The 18,711-nt window shown below is 44.7% G+C and carries 9 protein-coding genes; 4 read left to right on the top strand and 5 right to left on the bottom strand.

Annotated elements, in window-relative coordinates; translation table 11 throughout:
- Window positions 1–36: 36 nt before the first annotated feature.
- Together QT990_RS07425 and QT990_RS07420 are read right to left on the bottom strand one after the other, a co-directional pair.
- Window positions 37–3,732, bottom strand: coding sequence for a WD40 domain-containing protein (locus QT990_RS07425; RefSeq protein ID WP_333465084.1), 3,696 nt, complete (start codon window positions 3,730–3,732; stop codon window positions 37–39).
- Between the two features lie 27 nt (window positions 3,733–3,759).
- Window positions 3,760–7,341, bottom strand: coding sequence for an AAA-like domain-containing protein (locus QT990_RS07420; RefSeq protein WP_333146041.1), 3,582 nt, complete (start codon window positions 7,339–7,341; stop codon window positions 3,760–3,762).
- Between the two features lie 232 nt (window positions 7,342–7,573).
- Between QT990_RS07420 and QT990_RS07415 the strand changes: the two genes are divergently transcribed.
- On the top strand, window positions 7,574–8,200 hold the full coding sequence (locus QT990_RS07415) for a Uma2 family endonuclease (RefSeq protein WP_333309320.1): 627 nt from the start codon (window positions 7,574–7,576) through the stop codon (window positions 8,198–8,200).
- Here the strand turns inward: QT990_RS07415 and QT990_RS07410 are convergent, their stop codons facing one another.
- The gene (locus QT990_RS07410) at window positions 8,201–9,523 is read right to left on the bottom strand and encodes an AAA-like domain-containing protein (protein WP_333146045.1); all 1,323 of its coding nucleotides are present in this window, start codon (window positions 9,521–9,523) and stop codon (window positions 8,201–8,203) included.
- Window positions 9,524–10,172: 649 nt separating this feature from the next.
- On the opposite strand from QT990_RS07410, the gene QT990_RS07405 reads away from it, so the two are divergent.
- The 3 genes from QT990_RS07405 (at window position 10,173) to QT990_RS07395 (ending at window position 16,847) form a co-directional block, all read left to right on the top strand.
- A complete protein-coding gene (locus tag QT990_RS07405; RefSeq protein WP_333465083.1) occupies window positions 10,173–11,741 on the top strand; it encodes an ATP-binding protein in 1,569 nt (522 codons plus the stop codon).
- Window positions 11,742–11,832: 91 nt separating this feature from the next.
- Window positions 11,833–15,537 (top strand): GAF domain-containing protein, encoded by a 3,705-nt coding sequence (locus QT990_RS07400; RefSeq protein ID WP_333465082.1) that lies wholly within the window; start codon window positions 11,833–11,835, stop codon window positions 15,535–15,537.
- Window positions 15,538–15,707: 170 nt separating this feature from the next.
- Window positions 15,708–16,847 carry an adenylate/guanylate cyclase domain-containing protein gene (locus QT990_RS07395; RefSeq protein ID WP_333309336.1) on the top strand — a complete coding sequence of 380 codons (1,140 nt, stop codon included), beginning with the start codon at window positions 15,708–15,710 and terminating at the stop codon, window positions 16,845–16,847.
- A gap of 159 nt (window positions 16,848–17,006) precedes the next feature.
- On the opposite strand, the gene QT990_RS07390 is transcribed toward QT990_RS07395, so the two are convergent.
- Both QT990_RS07390 and QT990_RS07385 read right to left on the bottom strand, forming a co-directional pair.
- The gene (locus tag QT990_RS07390; RefSeq protein WP_333465081.1) at window positions 17,007–18,287 is read right to left on the bottom strand and encodes a recombinase family protein; all 1,281 of its coding nucleotides are present in this window, start codon (window positions 18,285–18,287) and stop codon (window positions 17,007–17,009) included.
- A 3-nt stretch (window positions 18,288–18,290) separates the two neighbouring features.
- Complete coding sequence (locus QT990_RS07385) at window positions 18,291–18,650, bottom strand: VOC family protein (protein WP_333104319.1); 360 nt, start codon at window positions 18,648–18,650, stop codon at window positions 18,291–18,293.
- Between the last annotated feature and the right edge of the window lie 61 nt (window positions 18,651–18,711).

Raw genomic sequence — 18,711 nt, 5'->3', positions numbered from 1 at the left:
TCATCTTTATTTAACGATTTTACTAGCTTTTTCATTTTATCTCTTTTTTGACACATTTGCCAAAGTGAGATGCACCCGCACGCGATCGCAACCATCAGCCAACAAATCCACTTTCAAAACTCGCTCCACATCCCACAAAATCAGCGTATTATCCTCACTCACAGAAGCCACAAATGACCCATCCCCACTATACACTACCCCCCGAATCGCCGCAGAGTTACCTCTGCTGAGCGTCGTTAATTGGGTACCGTCAAGCTTCCAAAACTTCACCGTATTGTCTACACTACCAGAAGCAATAATATTACCATCCGGGCTAAACGCCACCCCCCATACCGCGGCCAGATGACCTTCCAGAGTTCTCAGTAACTTACCATCCACAGTCCAAAGCTTAATCGTATTGTCCCCGCTGCCAGAAGCCAGAAATTTACCGTCAGGGCTAAACGCCACCCTCCAAACCGCAGCAGTATGACCTTGAAAAGTTCGTAGGGGCAGTGCCCCCGTGCCTGCCCCATCAAGCTTCCACAACTTCACAGTACCATCACCCCCTGCCGAGGCAATTAGCTGACCGTCAGGGCTAAATAACACCTGCCAAATAGGAGCATGATGTTCTGTCATAATAGTCTGCAATAAAGTACCATCGGGCCGCCAAAGCTTGATAGTATTATCTTGACTTCCAGAAGCAAGAATTTGACCGTCAGGACTAAAAGCCAATGCAAAAACCGTAGTGTTATGACCTACCAAAGTTGCGATCGCTTTTCCGTTTCGAGTCCAGATATTCACCTTATTATCAATTCTGCCAGAAGCAATTAACTTGCCATCGCCACTCATGGCAACAGCATAAATCGCAGCCTTTTCGAGATCGAAAGTCGCCAGCAATTTGCCTTGCCGACTCCAAAGCTTAGTCGTGCCATCCTCGCTGCCTGTAGCAATTGTAGAACTATCCGAACTCAGTGCGATCGCCCAAATCCCGGCTTTATGTGCAGTAATCATCGTCCCGAATGGGTTTTGACTCTGCCACAGCCGCACCGTATTTTCTGCACCCGCCGAAGCAATAAAACTGTACGTCGGGCTCCAAGCTATCCCCCAAATCCCAGCAGTGTGACCTCTCAATGTCGTCCGTTCTGTTCCGTCAAGATTCCAGAGTTTAACAGTTTGATCCCGACTTGCAGAAGCAAGAGTCTGACCATCGGGACTGAAAACAACTCCCGATACTACAGCAGAATGACCTTCAAGCGTTCTAAGCAAAGTACCGTTTTTGTTCCACAGTTTCACCGTTTTGTCTCCACTTCCTGAAGCCACAATCTGACCGTCTGGACTAAACGCTGCTGCAGATACCACAGAAGTATGACCCCGGAGAGTTCTTAACAGTTTGCCGTCTTTGTTCCAGAGTTTCACCGTTTTGTCTCCACTTGCCGTAACAATAGTCTGACCGTCTGGACTGAAAGCCACTGAGGTTACCCCAGCAGTATGACCCTGGAGAGTTCGTAGGGGCAGTGCCCCCGTGCCTGCCCCGTCTTTGTTCCAGAGTTTCACCGTTTTGTCCATGCTGGCAGAGGCAATTGTTTGACCGTCGGGACTAAACGCCACTGTCCAGATACCAGCAGTATGACCCTGAAAAGTTCGTAGGGGCAGTGCCCCCGTGCCTGCCCTATCGAGTTTCCAAAGTTTTACAGTTCCATCATCACTTCCAGAAGCAATAAACTGACCGTCCGGGCTAAATTTGACAGACCGAACGATCGCCTGATGACCTTTGAGTGTTGCTATTTCCGTTCCGTCCCGCCGCCACAGTTTAATAGTTTTATCCACACTTGTTGAAGCAATAAACTTACTGTCCCGACTAATATCAATTCCAATAGCAGCCGCTTTATGTCCCGATAAACGGTTGTATTCAACCCCTTCATAAACCGCTTGACGCAATACATCGATCACTCGATGTTCAATATTTTTATCTTTATTGCCTAAGTTTTGTAGTCGGCGCTTAGCTTTAATTGCTTCTATTAGTGCATCCAATCGGCGATTAGAGGCAAACAGTCCCTCCGAGGAAGAAACCAGCGCTTCAATTTCACTCATCCGAGCTTCGCGCTCACTAATGACGGCTCGGCGATACTGAAAATAACTTGTTACTCCTAAAGCACCGGCAAGCAGCAGTGCAATACTAACAGAAAATAGTAAGCGCCTCTGTCGTTTCGCTGCTTTTTTTTCTTGAATTAATCGCATTTGTTCCTCGGCCAGCCGCGCTTCCACTTCTTTGGTGCGTTCTGCTTCTAAAGCTTGTTGAACTTCTCGCCTATCTAGTTCGGCACTAGCAGCTAAGAACTGATAGTCAAGGTTACTCAAGCTTTTTTCCTGCGCCCAGATTTGACCATCTTTTAAGGCTTGTCCCCGCAAAAGTCGGGAAAAATCTGTTTGTTGTGAAGCAACCCAAGCATCGAAGGTTTGCGAGTAGGGGCGCAGTTGCCCTAATTGCTTCTCTACCCATTCGAGGTTAAAAACTTCAGCATAAATCCTGTTTCTCACCTGTAAATAACCATTATTTTTGACCACTAATCCCGATAATAATAGTTCAATTTGTTCTGGTGAGTCATCAGTTGATACCCCTCCGGCTATTTGGCTCAAAGGTAGAAATCTTTCATTTCCTTGTAGGGGCAATTCTCCTGTAGTTGCCCTATAAAGATTTGGGTCAGGCACGGGAGTGCTGCCCCTATAGTCCTCTTCAAAGCCCCACAATGAAACAGATCCGCTGGCTAAAGGGGGGTTAGATTGTAAAATTTGCTGGTAGATGCCGAGTAATCTGCCCGCGCGTTGTTCGTTGCGAATAATCCGCTCCTTTATGGTTTTTAAATGTTCCGGCTCATCCTGAGATTCCCAGTTATTAATGATATTTTCTCGCACTAAACGATCTACCCAAAACTCTTCTGTTCCTGCTGGAATTGTTACTACTTTTTGCGGTGTAGTTTTAGTTGCTATGTAGGCTAAATAGCACAGTTTTTGCGTAAGAAATGGCTGCCCTGAAGTCCAAGCCAAAATCTGTTGGATAATAGCTTGATAATTATTGACTACACTTGCTAATCCCGCCGCTAATGGCTGGGCTTCTTCTAGTTCAAAACCTCGTAAATTTATGGCTCGCCCAATATTAAAAGGAGTTCGTTTTTTATCAACAATTAAATCGCTAGGTGTTGCTACTCCAAATATTGCAAAACTAATACGATTATATGCTGGATTAATTGAGCGTTGATTATAGCAAAAGCGAATTAGGGCAAAAAAATCATCGACAGGGAACTCTAGACTGAGAACACTGTCAATTTCATCAATAAATATAATAATTTTTTTGTCAGGAAACTTGGATAACAAAATATCTTCAATAAAATGACTCAATCTTTGCAGGAATGATAAATCTTCTTCATCACGCCACCAGGTTTTTAGGTTAACTTGCCCTAAAAGATTGAAGCCGCGCCACAGTTCACCAATCATCCCTTTATACCACTGTAAAGGAGTGATATTTTCACTGCCGATGCGGGTCATGTCGATCGTGCTGCATAGAAATCCCTCAGCTTGCAATCGGTGTAAGGTGCGGACTAATAGAGAAGATTTTCCCATTTGCCGCGAATTGAGTACATAACAAAATTCGCCGGCTTTTAAGGCTTCATAGAGTTCGGAATCTGCTTGTCTTACTACGTAGGTAGGCGCATTATTGGCAAGGCTGCCGCCGATTTGGTATTGGTAATTATTCATGTTTGTGAGTTCAGGGTTTTTGAGATTTTAACGATCGCCCACGGCATCGCACAGATGCCTATCCTCCTCCTTCACATCGGCATTTGTTCGCAGGTAATCTCGCACCCAGTCGCAACCAAACACCAGCGGGTCTGTATTGAGAATGCGCTTCACATCCCACAAAATCGCCGTTTGGTCATGGCTTGCCGAGACAAGGAAAGTGCCGTCGGGACTAAAGGAAACTCCTGTCACCACACCTGTATGCCCCGTGAGTGTCGTCAGCAAGATGCCATTTTTGTTCCAGAGTTTCACCGTGTTATCCAGACTTGCCGTAGCGACGATTTCACCATCCGGGCTAAAGGAAACTCCCACCACTCCCTCTGTGTGGCCTTTGAGCGTTCGCAGGAGCACTGCTTTCTGAGGAACTGAGGTATCTGAGGGATCTAATTTCCAGAGTTTGGCAGTGCCATCTGTACAGGCTGAAGCTAGAGTCTTGCCATCGGGACTGAAACTGACCCCCGTAGTCACAGCCTGATGGGCATCAATCGCCTGCAACAAAGTGCCATCGGTCTTCCAGATAGAAATAGTACCGCTGCTACCGACGGCGGCTAAAGCTTTTCCATCAGGGCTAAAGGCCACACTCCAGAAGGCGCTGCCATCTAGCTTCAGAGTTCGCAGTAACACACCGTCTGGCTGCCAGAGTTTTACCGTGCCGTCCATACTTGCGCTGGCAATAATTTTACCGTCAGGACTCCAAGTAATTCCGTAAACGATTCCGTTGTGGGCGTTGATTTCTCTGAGGAATCTGCCATCCTTGTGCCAGAGTTTAACTGTTTTTTCTGCCCCCACTGCAATGACTTGACCATCAGGACTGAATGCCACATCCCAAAGCCCTCCTGTACCCTCCTTAAGCGTCCGTAGGGGCAGTGCCCCCGTGCCTGCCCCATCGAGACGCCAAAGTTTCACCGTGCCGTCTGTACTGGCAGTGGCGACGATTTTACCGTCAGGAGCGAAAGCAGCTTTATAAACAGCAGCGTCGTGACCTGGCAGGGGCAAGAAAAAAATGTTTTTCGGCTGCCAAAGTTTGACAGCATTTCCTACACCCAGCGAAGCAATTGATTTGCCGTCAGGACTGACATGAATATCCCACACGGCACCGCGATGCCCTGCAAAAGTTCTCAGCTCTTTGCCGTCTTTACTCCAAAATTTGATTGTTCGATCGTCGCTGGCTGAGGCGATAATCTGACCGTCGGGACTGAAATCTAGACCCTGAACGCCAGATGCGTGACCCTTAAGGGTTCCTAGGGGCTGTAACTCTTCGTCTGACGGGGCATGGGATCGCCAAAGTTTAACAGTTTTATCCATGCTGGCGGAGGCAAATATCTCGCCGTCAGGACTAAACTTGACCTCCCAAATGGCAGCGCTATGGCCTTGAAACGTTCGCAGTACAGTTACTGCGTCCCAGAATAAGCCGTTTTTTTTCCACAATCGGATCGTGCCCTCCGCACTTGCGCTAACGAGCATTTCCCCGTCGGGGCTAAAGCTCAGGCTCCTCACCGCATCGGTGCGATCGAGAATGGTTAATAAATTGCCGTTTTTGTCCCAGAGTTTAACGGTGTTATTCTCACCGGATGCAGCTAAAGTCTCGCTATCTGGGCTGAACGCCACACCGCTTAACTCGTTACTGTGTCCCTCAAGGCTGTGCAGGAGTGTGGGGCCCGCCCAAGACGTTCCCTCTTGCTGCCAAACTTTAACTGTGCCATCTCCACAGATGCAAGCGAGGAGTTTGCTGTCGAGGCTAAAAGCCATCCTCCATACCATACTCTTGTGGGGAAGAGTCGCAATCAGGGTGCCATCTCGCTGCCAGAGTTTGACCTCGTTAGCTGTACTTGAGGAGGCAATTGTCTGAGCGTCGGGACTGATTGCTAATCTATACAGTGTCGCCTGATGTCCTGACAAGCGGTTGAACTCCGAAGCTCCATAAACTGCCTGCTCTAGTAATAATTGCACGCGATTTTCTAGTTCGGGATTTGCGCTGCCGAGTTGTTGCAGTTTACGCTTGGCTTTGATGGCGGCAATGAGGCTGTCTAATTTTTGCTCTAAGGTGAAGAGGGCTTCGGAGGAGGTGGCGATCGCTTCTACCTCACTTATGGTTGCGTGGCGATATTGCCAAAAAGCTGCTGTTCCGAGAAAGAGGGCGATCGCTAATGCTAAAGAGAGTGCAGCAATAAACCACTTTTGCCGTCTGGCATTTTTTTCGACTTCTTTTAACCTTTCTGCTTCTAAGGTTAGTTGCATTTCTTGCTTGTCGAGTTCGGCGCTAGCTGCTAAAAACTGATAGTCTAAATCGCTCAAACTTTTTCCCTGCATCCAGATTTGAGCATCTTTTAAGGCTTGTCCCCTCAAAAGGCGCGAATCATCTGTTTGTTTGGCAGCGTTCCAAGCATCGAAAGATTGGGAGTAAGGACGCAGTTGCCCTAATTTTTTCTCAACCCATTCTATATTAAATACTTCTTGATAAATTCGGTTTTTTACCTGCAAATAGCCTGCACTTTTTACCACTAAACCGGATAGTAATAGTTCGATTTGTTCTCGGCTGTCATCGGTTAATACCCCCCCTAGCCCCCCCTTAGTAAGGGGGGGAGCCGAAGGCGGGGGGGTCAGAATTTGCTGGTAAATGCTGAGCAATCTTCCGGCGCGTTGTTCGTTTCTCAGGATGCGATCGCCTATCGTTTTTAAATGCTCCGGTTCGTCTTGCGATTCCCATTTATCGATGATTTGCGATCGCACCAAACTATCCACCCAAAATGCCTCTGCCCCAGGGGGAATATTTACTAATCCGTCCGCCGTTTCTAGGCTGGCTCTGTACGCCAAATAGCAAACTTTATGGGTGAGAAATGGCTGTCCTGAAGTCCAAGCTAATATTTGTTTAAGAACGGCACGAGGATTACTGACGGCACTCTCTAATCCCTTAACTAATAGTTGGGCTTCGTGCAGTTCAAAACCCTGCAAATCTATAGCATGACCGATATTAAAAGGAGTTCGCTTTTTGTCAGCAATTAAATCGCTTGGCGTGGCTACTCCAAAAATTGCAAAAGTAATGCGGTTATACTCTGCATTAATCGCTCGCTGATTATAGCAAAACCGAATCAGGGCAAAAAAATCATCGACATCGAAATCCAAACTGAGAATGCTATCGATTTCATCGATGAATATAAATATCCGCTCGTGAGGAAAATTGACCAGCACGATATCTTCAATAAAATGACTCAATCTTTGCGAAAATGAGACCTCTTCTTCGTCGCGCCACCAAGTTTTTAAATTAACTTTTCCTAACAAATTGAAGCTGCGCCATAAATCCGCAACTATTCCTTTGTACCATTGTAAGGGAGTGATATTTTCGCTACCGATGCGGGTCATGTCGATCGTGCTGCATTGAAAACCTTCTGCTTGCAGTCGGTGCAGGGTGCGGACTAAGAGAGAAGATTTGCCCATTTGTCGCGAGTTGAGGATGTAACAAAATTCCCCAGATTTTAAAGCTTCATAAAGTTCGGAATCTGCTTGTCTTACTACGTATGTAGGCGCATCACTGGCGAGACTGCCCCCAATTTGGTATGTAACCTTGGTCATGCCGTTTATGAGTTGGTTTAAAGGTGAAAGTTGAGTATAAAAAGAGGCAGCCTGAGCGTTATTTTTGTCATCATCTCTACTGAATTATAATCCATCGGTAAAATTCATGTTTTCCAAGTAGTTGTTTTTATAATAAATTGACAAAATAACAACTAGAAATTATCATACAATATAGCCTAATGTTGTCAATTTATATTAACATTGAAATTAACAGCAAACAAGGAGAATCAATATGCTCATTCAAGAACAACCAGCACAGTCTAAACAAATGACCCTAGACGAGTTTCTGGACTGGTATCCAGAGGGTCAAGGTCGCTTTGAACTACATGATGGAGCCGTTATTGAAATGCAAGCAACTGGAACACACGAACAGGTGGGGGGTTTCCTAGCCCTTGAAGTGGGAGTAGAAATTAAACGTTTGGCTTTGCCCTATTTCATTCCCCGCCAAGGAATTATTAAGGCTATTGATTCTGATAAGTCTGGCTACAGCCCAGATGTGATGGTGTTAGATTGGCAACAAATCGAAACGGAACCGATGTGGAAAAAGCGCTCGACTATTACCAGAGGTGAAACTATCCGTTTAGTCATCGAAATCGTGAGTACAAATTGGCAAGATGACTACTTAATAAAGTTAGCAGAATATGAAAAATTGGCAATTCCTGAATACTGGATTGTCGATTATTTGGGGTTGGGGGGAAGAAGATATATTGGCAACCCCAAGCAACCAACTATTTCCGTTTATCAGTTAGTTGATGGTGAGTATGTAGTTAATCAGTTTAGAGGTGATGATGTGGTGCGATCGCTTGCATTCCCAGATTTAAACTTAACGGCAAAACAGATTTTTCAGGTGGGGCAATAACTAACTAAAGTTGTGCGAACCAAAATATAGGCGGTACAACTCGCAGCTTAGCGTACAGCGGTTGTTATCGATATGAATCAGGCCCATACTAAATAATTTAGAAGCTACTATCGGATCTAATTCCACTCCGTGTTCCGATTTTACCACTTGTTTAAGTGCAAGCGCAAGTTCGGGATACTCTTGCAATGTTGCCCAAAAACTCCGCAAGTAATCTTTATAAATTCCCGCGATTGTCGGAGCTTCTTGTAGTAGCTGATCTAGCCTTACACTGTTTTGACAGAGGTGGTAAAGAGCGAGCCGCACCAGATAAGGATGTCCCCCCACCATTGCCATCAGTCGCTCGGCATCGGAACCCTCTGTCCAATCCAGTCCGTGACGCTGCGCTAAAGCAAGTATCTGCTCTTCTGTAAAATAGGGCAATTGCAGCGGTAAACCGACATTAAAAGGCGATTCAGTGAGCTTTAAAGGAATATAAATTTCTGTGGAGTGAAGAACGATTAACCGCAGTTTTCCCAAAGTTTCAATCCGCTTTGCTTCTTCATGCCAGCTTCGCAGCAGCGGCAAAAATTCTCTGGCAATTTTTGGATACTCAAAAATTCTATTTACTTCATTTAAAGCTAACACAAGAGGGGTACTTATTTGTGCTAATATATATTGTTGCAAATAAATGGTGCAGCTTACTTTGCTACCCATGTCTTCATCCCAATAATCATCTAATAGAGGTGGTAATTCTAGGTGACGGCTGATGTTGGCACAAAACCAGCGTAAAAATTTATCGATATTGGCTAAGACAGCTTCCTCGGCTTGCTGAAAATCTAAACTTACAGTTCGATAGTCAAGAGAAGTCGCGCGATCTAAAATGCGTAGCAGAAGGGAACTTTTTCCCATCTTCCTGGGAGCTTTAATCCGCAGCACACTTCCTGGTTTGGTAATCTCTCGATAGGCGAGTTCTTCAATTAGCGGGTGAGGGATATAAAATGGCGAACCGAGGGGCACGGGAGATCCTGGAAATTCTAAAGGTGTTGCTAGGCATTGGCTGCGGGTGAATGCTTCAATTAATTCTCGTTCCTCTGCAGTCAGGGAACGTGATTCTACACAAGAGCGAAAATTTGATTTACTAATAGATGTCTGCAAGATTTGAGAGAGAGATTGCCACAAGGATGAGGCGATGTTTCTCAGGTAATGCTCTCCGTAATGAGAGGCAGATGCGATACTTGTATAAGTCTTTCCTTCCCAAACTTGGCGGAGTATGATTTCTTGTACTGGATATAAATCTTTTTGTAATCGGACACGAGTTAGCTGTAGTACCTCATCTATCGTCATAATTTGCAATTATCCCCTGAGTGTATCGTTGATATTATCACTTATAATTGACTGTAAAGCTGAGAGCGATCGCCTATTGGATTGCGACACGATCCTGTCGCGACATTTCTCAGGGGGTAATTGGTCACATCGGTTAATTATCCCCCGAAGAGTATCACTATCAATAAAGAATTCCCTCGCGGGGTGGGGGCGCGTTTATTTAACCTGTCTGCACTCTTCAAGGGTACAAGAGTGAACCCACCTCTACAGGCTTTGGAGAATGGTTCTCTTCGTTAAGTGAAATCCGTGACATCCGTTAAATCTGGTAATTTCCCCGTTGCCTGACCGATCGCTGAGTGCTATAACCTAATTTCAATGGGCGCTGGCGCTCCTACTGGAAAGGAATCTGTGCTCAGTTTTTCTTGATCGTTGGCCAAAATGTCATGCCGGTGTCACAGTTGATAGTGAAGGCAGAATTAAAAATGTGACAGTTGACTTTGCTAAAACTTAGTCGATTGATGTTAATTTAATTAACAGTAGTTTCTGATCGCTGCATTTACTCATCACAAGCGTTAAGTCCAAAAGCATAATTCTTCTTTTTGTGCTAGCAGGTTTTTTGATTTGCCTGTAATACGGTCTTAAAAATTTAGCAAATAACCTAGTTGATTTAATGCAAATGGTTCATAAAATTTTTCCTAATTATTTTATTCCTCACGGCCATTGCTACTTGTGGAAGCCTGGATTGGTGGGGCTACACGTTTTGTCCGATGGTTTGATAGCAGTCGCTTATTTTTTGATACCGATCACGCTGATTTATATTGTAAAAAAGCGGCAAGACGTGCCTTTTGACTGGGTTTTCATGCTGTTTGGCTCTTTTATTATCTGCTGCGGGATTACCCATATTATGGAAATATGGACGCTGTGGCATCCTAATTATTGGTTCTCTGGTTTTCTTAAAGGGATTACTGCGCTGATTTCGCTATGTACAGCAGCAGTGCTGGTAGAACTAATCCCAAAAATCTTGGCTATTCCCAGTCCCGCTCAATTGACGGCGGCAAATAGGGCTTTACAAAATGAGATTGGCGATCGCAAACAAGCTCAAGAAGCCCTCTCGGAATTAATGTTAGAATTGGAAAAACGGGTTATTGAGAGGACGATCGCTTTAGAAGTTGCTAATGAACGTTTGCAACAGGAAAATCGCGATCGCTCTTTGGCGGAAAATTCATTGCGGCACTCTGAAGCTAAACTGCTAGAACAAACTCAGCATTTAGAAAACGCTCTGCAACAACTTAAAGGCGCTCAAGCTCAACTCGTGCAAACTGAAAAAATGTCGTCTTTGGGGCAAATGGTAGCTGGGGTTGCTCACGAAATAAATAACCCTGTCAACTTCATTTATGGCAATCTGATTCCGGCTGAGGAATACATTAAAGATATTTTGGCCTTGATTAAGGCTTATCAAGTTTATTACCCCACTCCTGCGCCGGAAATTGCAGACAAGATTCACACTATCGAACTCGATTTTATTTTAGAAGACTTGCAAAAACTTTTTGGTTCGATCAAAATAGGAGCAGAGCGAATTAGAGAGATTGTTAAATCTTTACGAACTTTCTCCCGGTTAGACGAAGCCGAAATGAAAAAAGTAAATATCCATGAAGGGCTCGATAGCACTTTAATGATTTTGCAGCACCGCTTGAAAGAACAACCAAACCGTCCACCTATCCAAGTGATTAAAGAGTATGGAGATGTGCCAGCATTGCAATGCTACGCTGGGCAGCTTAACCAAGTATTTATGAATATTTGTTCAAATGCTATTGATGCTTTAGAACAGATTGTACAGGAGGGATATTCGACCAACGGCTATTGGGAAAATAATTTATCTGACAACTTACAAAACACCTATTGCCCACTGCTAAAAATTCGCCTCCGCACCCTTTTAGTTGATGGCAAGTGGGTGCAGATTCACATTGCTGATAATGGCACGGGCATAGATTATGATGCGATCGCTAAAATTTACGATCCATTTTATACAACGAAACCTATCGGTGCTGGTACCGGGCTGGGTTTGGCGATTTCTTATCAGATTATTCAAGCCCATGAAGGTTATTTGCGCTGCACTTCCGAGGTTGGGAGAGGTACGGAGTTTATCATTGAAATTCCTTTGCGATCGCAATTTGGCGAGCGCCACCATCTGCACAAGCAAGCTGTTATGAACAAGCGGGGTTTAGGCGTTAATAAATAATGCTGAATCCCGCTACAATTTTCGGCTTATTTTATTTTTTTGCCTAACTTAGGCATCATCAAATCCATCTTATCTGCCAATAACAACTATTATGTGGGAAGCACTCAAAAATATCTTTTCCCCAACTCAGTATATGCCTCACGGTCATTGCTATCTTTGGCAAACGCCTTTAGTGTGGCTGCACGTAACTGGGGACTTTTTAATCGCGATCGCCTACTATTCAATTCCGGCGATGCTAATTTATTTTATCTTCAAGCGCCGCGATGTTCCTTTTTTAGGAATATTTGCTTTATTTGGTGCATTTATTATTCTCTGCGGCACGGGTCACTTGCTAGACATTTGGACGTTGTGGCATTCCGCTTATTGGCTGTCGGGGATTGAAAAAGGAATTACTGCACTTGTTTCCTGCTACACCGCCGCCTCGATGGTAACACTATTGCCCCAGTTTTTGTCTTTAAAAACCCCCCAAGAATTAGAGGCGATAAATTGCAAGTTGCAGAGTGAGATCGCTGTGCGTGAAGAGGCAGAATTAGCGTTGCGCCACGCTTATGATGACTTAGAAATTAAAGTCCAACAACGCACCGTACAGTTGAGAAAAATCAACGGTTATTTAGAAGCAGAAATTAAAGAAAAAATATCCGCTGAATCCGCTTTGCGAGAACGAGAAACTAGATTAACAGAACAACAAAATGGCTTGCTAGAATTAGCAAAAAATTCTAGTATCTACGAGGGAAATATCGCCGAGGCATTGAGAGAGATTACGCAAATGGCAACTTGTACCCTGAATGTCGATCGGGCAAGTATTTGGTTTTATCAGGAAGATAAATCAGGAATGTGCTGCGCGGATCTTTACGAACTGATGCCCAATCAACACAGCGCCGGTGCAGAACTGAAAGTTGCTGACTATCCTAGCTATTTCCAAGCTTTGAAGACAGAACAGGCGATCGCAGCAGTTGATGCCAAAACTGATCCGCGCACCCTCGAATTTAGCGAATCTTATTTGATGCCTTTAAACATCTCGTCGATGCTAGATGTTCCTATTACCCATAAAGGGCAAGTTGCGGGTGTAATTTGTTTAGAACATCTGGGAACGACCAGGAATTGGACGCTCGACGAACAAAGCTTCGCTAGCTATGTGGCGCAGATCGCAGCTTTAGCAATGGAAGCCCGCGATCGCAAGCAAGCCGAGTTAAACTTGCGTTCTGTCACCGAACGCTTGCAATATTTGCTGGCGACTACTCCGGCGGTGATTTTTAGCTGCAAATTAGGGGGAAATTTTGAGGTAACATTTGTCAGCGATAATATTGTTTCAATGATTGGTTACGAAGCCAGAGAATTTATTGATGGTTCTCTTGATTGGCATAGCCTGGTTCATCCAGACGATCGAGAGATTGTTGCTACTTCATTCGCTCAGATATTGGAAAAAGGATCGATTTCCTACGAATACCGCGAACGGCACAAAGACGGTAGTTATCGCTGGATATACGATGAGGTTAAGTTAGTCAAAGATGCTGCTGGCCTACCAGTGGAGTGCGTTGGTTATGGAGTAGATATTACTGCTCGCAAACAGGCGGAAAGAGCCTTGCAGCAACAAGTAAAAAGGGAGCGGCTCGTGAATGCTATTCAAGAGCGGATTCGCTCCTCTCTTAACCTAGAAGAAGTGCTGACAATGGCTGTGGAAGAAGTCCGCCAGTTTTTGTCAACAGACAGGACTATTATTTACCGCTTTAACCCTGATTGGAGTGGATTGGTAGCCGTCGAGTCGGTAGCAGCCGATACAATGCCGATTTTGGGAATTGACATTAATGACCCTTGCTTTCGAGAAGGCTACATTTCTTTTTACGAGCAGGGACACATTCGCGCGATCGACAATATTTATACCGCAGGTATTTCAGAGTGCCATATTAATTTACTGAGCGAGTTGGAAGTTAAAGCTAACCTCGTGGTTCCCCTTTTGCAAGGTGAAAAACTATGGGGGCTACTCATTGCTCATCACTGCCGCAGTCACCGGCATTGGAACTCTTCTGAGATAGAATCTCTCAAGCAAATTTCCGTGCAGCTAGCAATTGCCATCCAGCAATGCACCCTTTTTGAACAAGCCAAAACTGAAATTGCCGAACGTAAATTAGCAGAAACAGCATTACAAAAAGCTGTGGTAGCTGCTGATACAGCTAACCGCGCCAAGAGCGAATTCCTTTCTTCTATGAGCCACGAATTGCGGACTCCCCTAAATGCCATTCTCGGATTTAGTCAGGTGATGGTGCGCGATTCATCTCTCAACAATCAACACCAGCAGCACCTAGAAATTATTAATCGCGCCGGCGAACACTTGCTTTCGCTAATTAATGACATTTTGGAAATGTCCAAAATTGAAGCGGGCCGAAGTCAGCTTAATGAAAGCAGTTTTAATTTAATGCGGTTGCTAAAAACCTTAGAAGAAATGTTTCGATTAAAAGCTAAATCTAAGAAATTGCAGCTAAATTTGGAACTGGGTGACGGCGTACCACACTTTGTTAGTGGAGACGAAGGTAAATTGCGGCAAATTTTGATTAATCTTGTAGGAAATGCGATCAAGTTTACAGAGAGGGGTAGCGTTACTTTGCGAGTGAAAAAGAAGGTAGAAGAAAGTTTGGGGGCTGAAACCGCAGAGTTATCCGACACACAAACAAAACTTGCCGGCGCGGGTTCTGAACATTCCGCAAGCTTAGCGGTTGAAACCGCAGCTATACAAAAGAAACCTGGATGGTGCACTGGTTTTAATCAGTCCGAAAGCTTGGGGCACTGTGATTGTGTAGACGCGACTGACCTTCGCCCGGAATTGTTACGCCTTCAGTTTGAAATTGAAGATACTGGCCTTGGCATTGCCCCTGAAGAGATGAATAAGTTATTTGAACCCTTTGAGCAAACAAAAACAGGTCAAAAGTCTCAACAGGGGACTGGATTAGGTTTACCAATTAGCCGCAAATTTGTACAAATGATGGGAGGAGATATTACTGTCAGCAGTACGCCTGAGTTGGGAAGTAAGTTTGCATTTGATCTTCAACTCAGCCTTGCCACTCCAAGCGAGATTAAAATCCTTACACCGCAGAAAAAAGTAATGAGTTTAGCACCGAATCAACCAGAATACCGGATTTTGGTTGTTGACGATCGCGCCGATAACTGCCTAGTCATAGAGAGATTATTGTCACCACTAGGCCTCATCGTGCGATCAGCTAGAGATGGTGAAGAAGCTATTGCTGTATGGGAGGATTGGCAACCGCACCTGATCTGGATGGATATGCAGATGCCTGTCATGGATGGCTATGAAGCCACCAGAAAAATTAAAGCTCATCCTCTCGGAAAACAAACTGTAATAGTTGCTCTTACTGCTAGCGCTTTTGAAGAGGAACGACACACTATTTTAGGAGCAGGCTGCGATGATTTCATGCGTAAACCCTTCGAGGCAAAGGTATTATTTGCGAAAATGGAAGAACTTTTAGGGGTGCGTTACATTTACGAGGAATCTGTTGATGCACCACTAGAAAATGAAAGCGAAATTAGCGGAGTGACTAGCAATCAATCGGTCGAGTCACAACTCGCTCAAATGCCTCTGGAGTGGGTAGAAAAGATATCTCATGCTGCTCATGAATGTTGCGACGATAAAATTGTCAACTTGATTGAGGAAATGCCGAGTGAGTTTGCTTTCGCCGCCGAATATTTAACTACTTTAGTGCAGGATTTCCTCTTTGACGATATTATAGATATAGCGCAGTCAGCAGTTCGGCGCTGTGAAGATACCAATTTTCAACTAATCTAAACTTAGGAGGCTATTCTATTTAAAAAAGACCTAACATTCAGCCCCTATAGGGTCTCCTTGCCCTCACTTTTTAGGAGAGCCAATTGGAATTTCTACTGTTTCGTTTTTTTTGAGGTAAAATTCTTAAGTATTCACATCTTTTCTCTTAACAAACTACCGTGAGCGAGCGCATGGACAGCCATCAATCTCCTACAATTCAAGCAAACATTTTAGTAGTTGATGATAAGCCAGATAACGTGCGGCTTTTATCTACAATTTTGACGACACAAGGGTATCAGGTTCGTAAAGCGCTGAACGGGCAAAGGGCGATCGCTACAGTGCTGGAGTTTCCGCCGACTCTAATTCTGCTGGACGTGATGATGCCCGAAATGAATGGATATGAGGTATGTGCAAAGTTGAAAGCTTCACCACAAACCAGTTCGATTCCCGTGATTTTCTTAAGCGCCTTAGATGACGTTTTAGATAAGGTGAAAGCTTTTGAGGTGGGAGCAGTTGACTATATTACTAAACCTTTTCAAGGTAAAGAAGTATTGGCACGAGTGGCCAATCAGTTAACAATTCAAAGTCAACAACAGTTACTTCAAGAGCAAACGAAGCAATACCAAGAACTTGTCGAACGTTTGCAAAACGAAATTAAAGAGCGGCAGGGGGTGGAGGTAGCTTTACGGCTTGCTCAAACAAAGTCGGATCATTTATTGCTGAATATTTTACCAGCAGCGATTGTTGAAAGTTTGAAAAAGGGCCAGGGTTCTCCTGCCCAGAGGTTTGATTCAGCAACAGTTCTTTTTGCCGATATTGTCGATTTTACGTCTATTGCTGCTAGAATGTTACCTCTAGAATTGGTAAATGTACTGAACCAGATTTTTTCAAGGTTTGACCAACTAACTGAAACACACGGTTTGGAAAAAATTAAAACAATTGGAGATGCTTATATGGTAGCGGGGGGGTTGCCGGTGCCGAGGGCAGATCATGTAGAAGCGATCGCGAATATGGCCTTGGATATGCAGGAAGCGATCGCTGATTTTCAAACTGACAGAGGCGAACCATTTCAAATTCGGATTGGCATTCATACAGGGCCCGTAGTTGCTGGCGTAATTGGCACTAAAAAATTTATCTATGACTTGTGGGGAGATACTGTTAATGTTGCTTCTCGGATGGAATGTCAAGGATTACCGGGATATATTCAAGTTACTACGGCTATTTACGAAGTGTTAAAAAATCGGTATTTATTTGAAGAAAGAGGTGCGATCGCGGTTAAAGGTAAAGGAGAGATGATCGCCTATTGGCTAAAAGCTAAAAAAGTTAGTTAAACTCACATCTTGCACCATTCTTAATTAGCCTTTTAGGAACAGGCAAGATGCCTGTTCCACAAGAAAATCTACTCTTTGTGGAACGGGCCGGAGAGCCCGTTCTTGAGAAGGGTGCAACATCTCAGGTTAAAGCTAATTGCTAATTTATAGCCGAACTCATCAAAAGATGAAAATAATTTGCAGATTCCAATTTGTATTTTCCCGGACGATTTCAATGCGATCGATAAATTCTCGAAAGTAAAACCTGCGTTCTGATTCTGATAAATCGAGCCAAAATTGCTGCAGGGAAACTGTTTGGGCAATTTCTCGCAAATTTACTGGGGGTAGTTGCGCCAATTTGCTTTGCAGTTCGGCAATTTCGGTGCGGATTTTGTAGGCTCTAAACTCGGCTGTTTCCGTGTCTAAAATGCCGCTTTCAATCAGGGCCCAAAGTTGCTCTATGATTTCTTGTTTCGATGCGATCGCCCTGACAATTCCTGCTTTAATTCCATTCATATTCGGCATTTGCAACCCAGCAACAGCATCGGGTAAATCCCGACAAATACCGGCGATGGTTAATTGCAATACTTCATCGTAGGAAAGGCCGCTACATTTAGGCTGTTGTGCACAGTTAATCGGTCGCAAATAAAGGTATTCTTTTTCTTTGCGGTAGGAGGTGACTTTGGCAACTGTCATGGGCGATTTGCATTCTGCACAAATTGCTAAACCTGCGAGGGAACGTGGGGCGCTAGCGCTGCGAGGAGAAAGGCAGCGGTTCCGGCGCAGCAACCTGTCTATTTGGGCGGCTTCTTCTCTGGAAATAATCGAGGCGTGGGTGTTAGAAATTACTTGGCCGTTTTGATATTCCAAATCGCCTCGGTAGGCGGGATTTGTCAGCCAGCGGCGGCCGGTACTTACAGAAATTTTTTTGTTGTATTTCTTGGCTAAATACCGCACGGAACCTCGCAAGGAACCGTAAATTAAAAAGTGTTCAAAAAAGTCTTTGACGGTGGGGGCGGTGGTTTTATCGATCGTATAACAATCTTTGCCGCGCCGGTAGCCGTAGGGAGCCTTACCCGGTGGAATGCGAGATTTGATGCGGTTGCGGGCGTGTCCTTTGCGAATACTCCGGCTGTGTTGGCTGCGCTGGATTTCTGCGAGGATTTGCAGCAAGTTTTGGCGGTTTCGTGGTTCTGTTTCTGCTTGTACGATGATTTCGACACCGAGGTTTTCGAGTTGGGCGAGGTGCGAACACACTTGCTGCAATGTGTCGCCTAGTTCTTCAAACCGCTGAATTAATAAGTATTTGACTGGTTCTGTTTGGCAGTCTTTGAGGAGTTGCTGAAGTTGCTGCCGGCCTCCTAAGTCTTGATAGGTGCGATCGACTTCTTGGCCCCAAATTTCCGGTGCGGGTGCTGCTTCCAGTAGCGGTTCGGTGTAAGAATAAGCGATGATTTTCATCTGTTACTCGCTGAGTTCGATGATGTTGCCGTCGGGATCTTGGGTAAATAATGCCGATCGACCTGACGCGCTCATTTGGAACGGGCAATTGTGAGCGATTAACTGCTGTTTGGCTGCCTCTAAGTTAGCAACAGAAAATGCTAGATGTCGGTTGCGTCCCCATTTGGCATGGTCTACGGCATCTGGGATAATTGTTTCACCTAAAATTAGGTGGAGCTGGAAGTCGCCGATTTGATACCAGATTCCGGGAAATTTTAAGTCTCGATCGATTTTTGGCAGGTTTAGTACGGTGCTGTAAAAGTGTTGAGATTGTTCCAGGTTGGAGATGAGGATGGCGCTGTGGAGGGATTGAGTAATTTGCATTTTTGTTGGGATTTAGGGTTTTATTTTAACCGCTGATGCAGGCTGATGAGCGCTGATGAAC

Origin of the sequence: Microcoleus sp. T3_B1 (assembly GCF_036700445.1) — a bacterium.
Lineage (GTDB): Bacteria > Cyanobacteriota > Cyanobacteriia > Cyanobacteriales > Microcoleaceae > Microcoleus.
This window is presented reverse-complemented; position numbering and strand designations above follow the sequence as displayed.

Excerpts from the sequence above, each read along its gene's own strand:
- QT990_RS07425 (WP_333465084.1), bottom strand. The coding sequence starts at position 3,732 with ATGAATAATTACCAATACCAAATCGGCGGCAGCCTTGCCAATAATGCG.
- QT990_RS07420 (WP_333146041.1), bottom strand. The coding sequence starts at position 7,341 with ATGACCAAGGTTACATACCAAATTGGGGGCAGTCTCGCCAGTGATGCG.
- QT990_RS07415 (WP_333309320.1), top strand. The coding sequence starts at position 7,574 with ATGCTCATTCAAGAACAACCAGCACAGTCTAAACAAATGACCCTAGAC.
- QT990_RS07410 (WP_333146045.1), bottom strand. The coding sequence starts at position 9,523 with ATGACGATAGATGAGGTACTACAGCTAACTCGTGTCCGATTACAAAAA.
- QT990_RS07405 (WP_333465083.1), top strand. The coding sequence starts at position 10,173 with ATGCAAATGGTTCATAAAATTTTTCCTAATTATTTTATTCCTCACGGC.
- QT990_RS07400 (WP_333465082.1), top strand. The coding sequence starts at position 11,833 with ATGTGGGAAGCACTCAAAAATATCTTTTCCCCAACTCAGTATATGCCT.
- QT990_RS07395 (WP_333309336.1), top strand. The coding sequence starts at position 15,708 with ATGGACAGCCATCAATCTCCTACAATTCAAGCAAACATTTTAGTAGTT.
- QT990_RS07390 (WP_333465081.1), bottom strand. The coding sequence starts at position 18,287 with ATGAAAATCATCGCTTATTCTTACACCGAACCGCTACTGGAAGCAGCA.
- QT990_RS07385 (WP_333104319.1), bottom strand. The coding sequence starts at position 18,650 with ATGCAAATTACTCAATCCCTCCACAGCGCCATCCTCATCTCCAACCTG.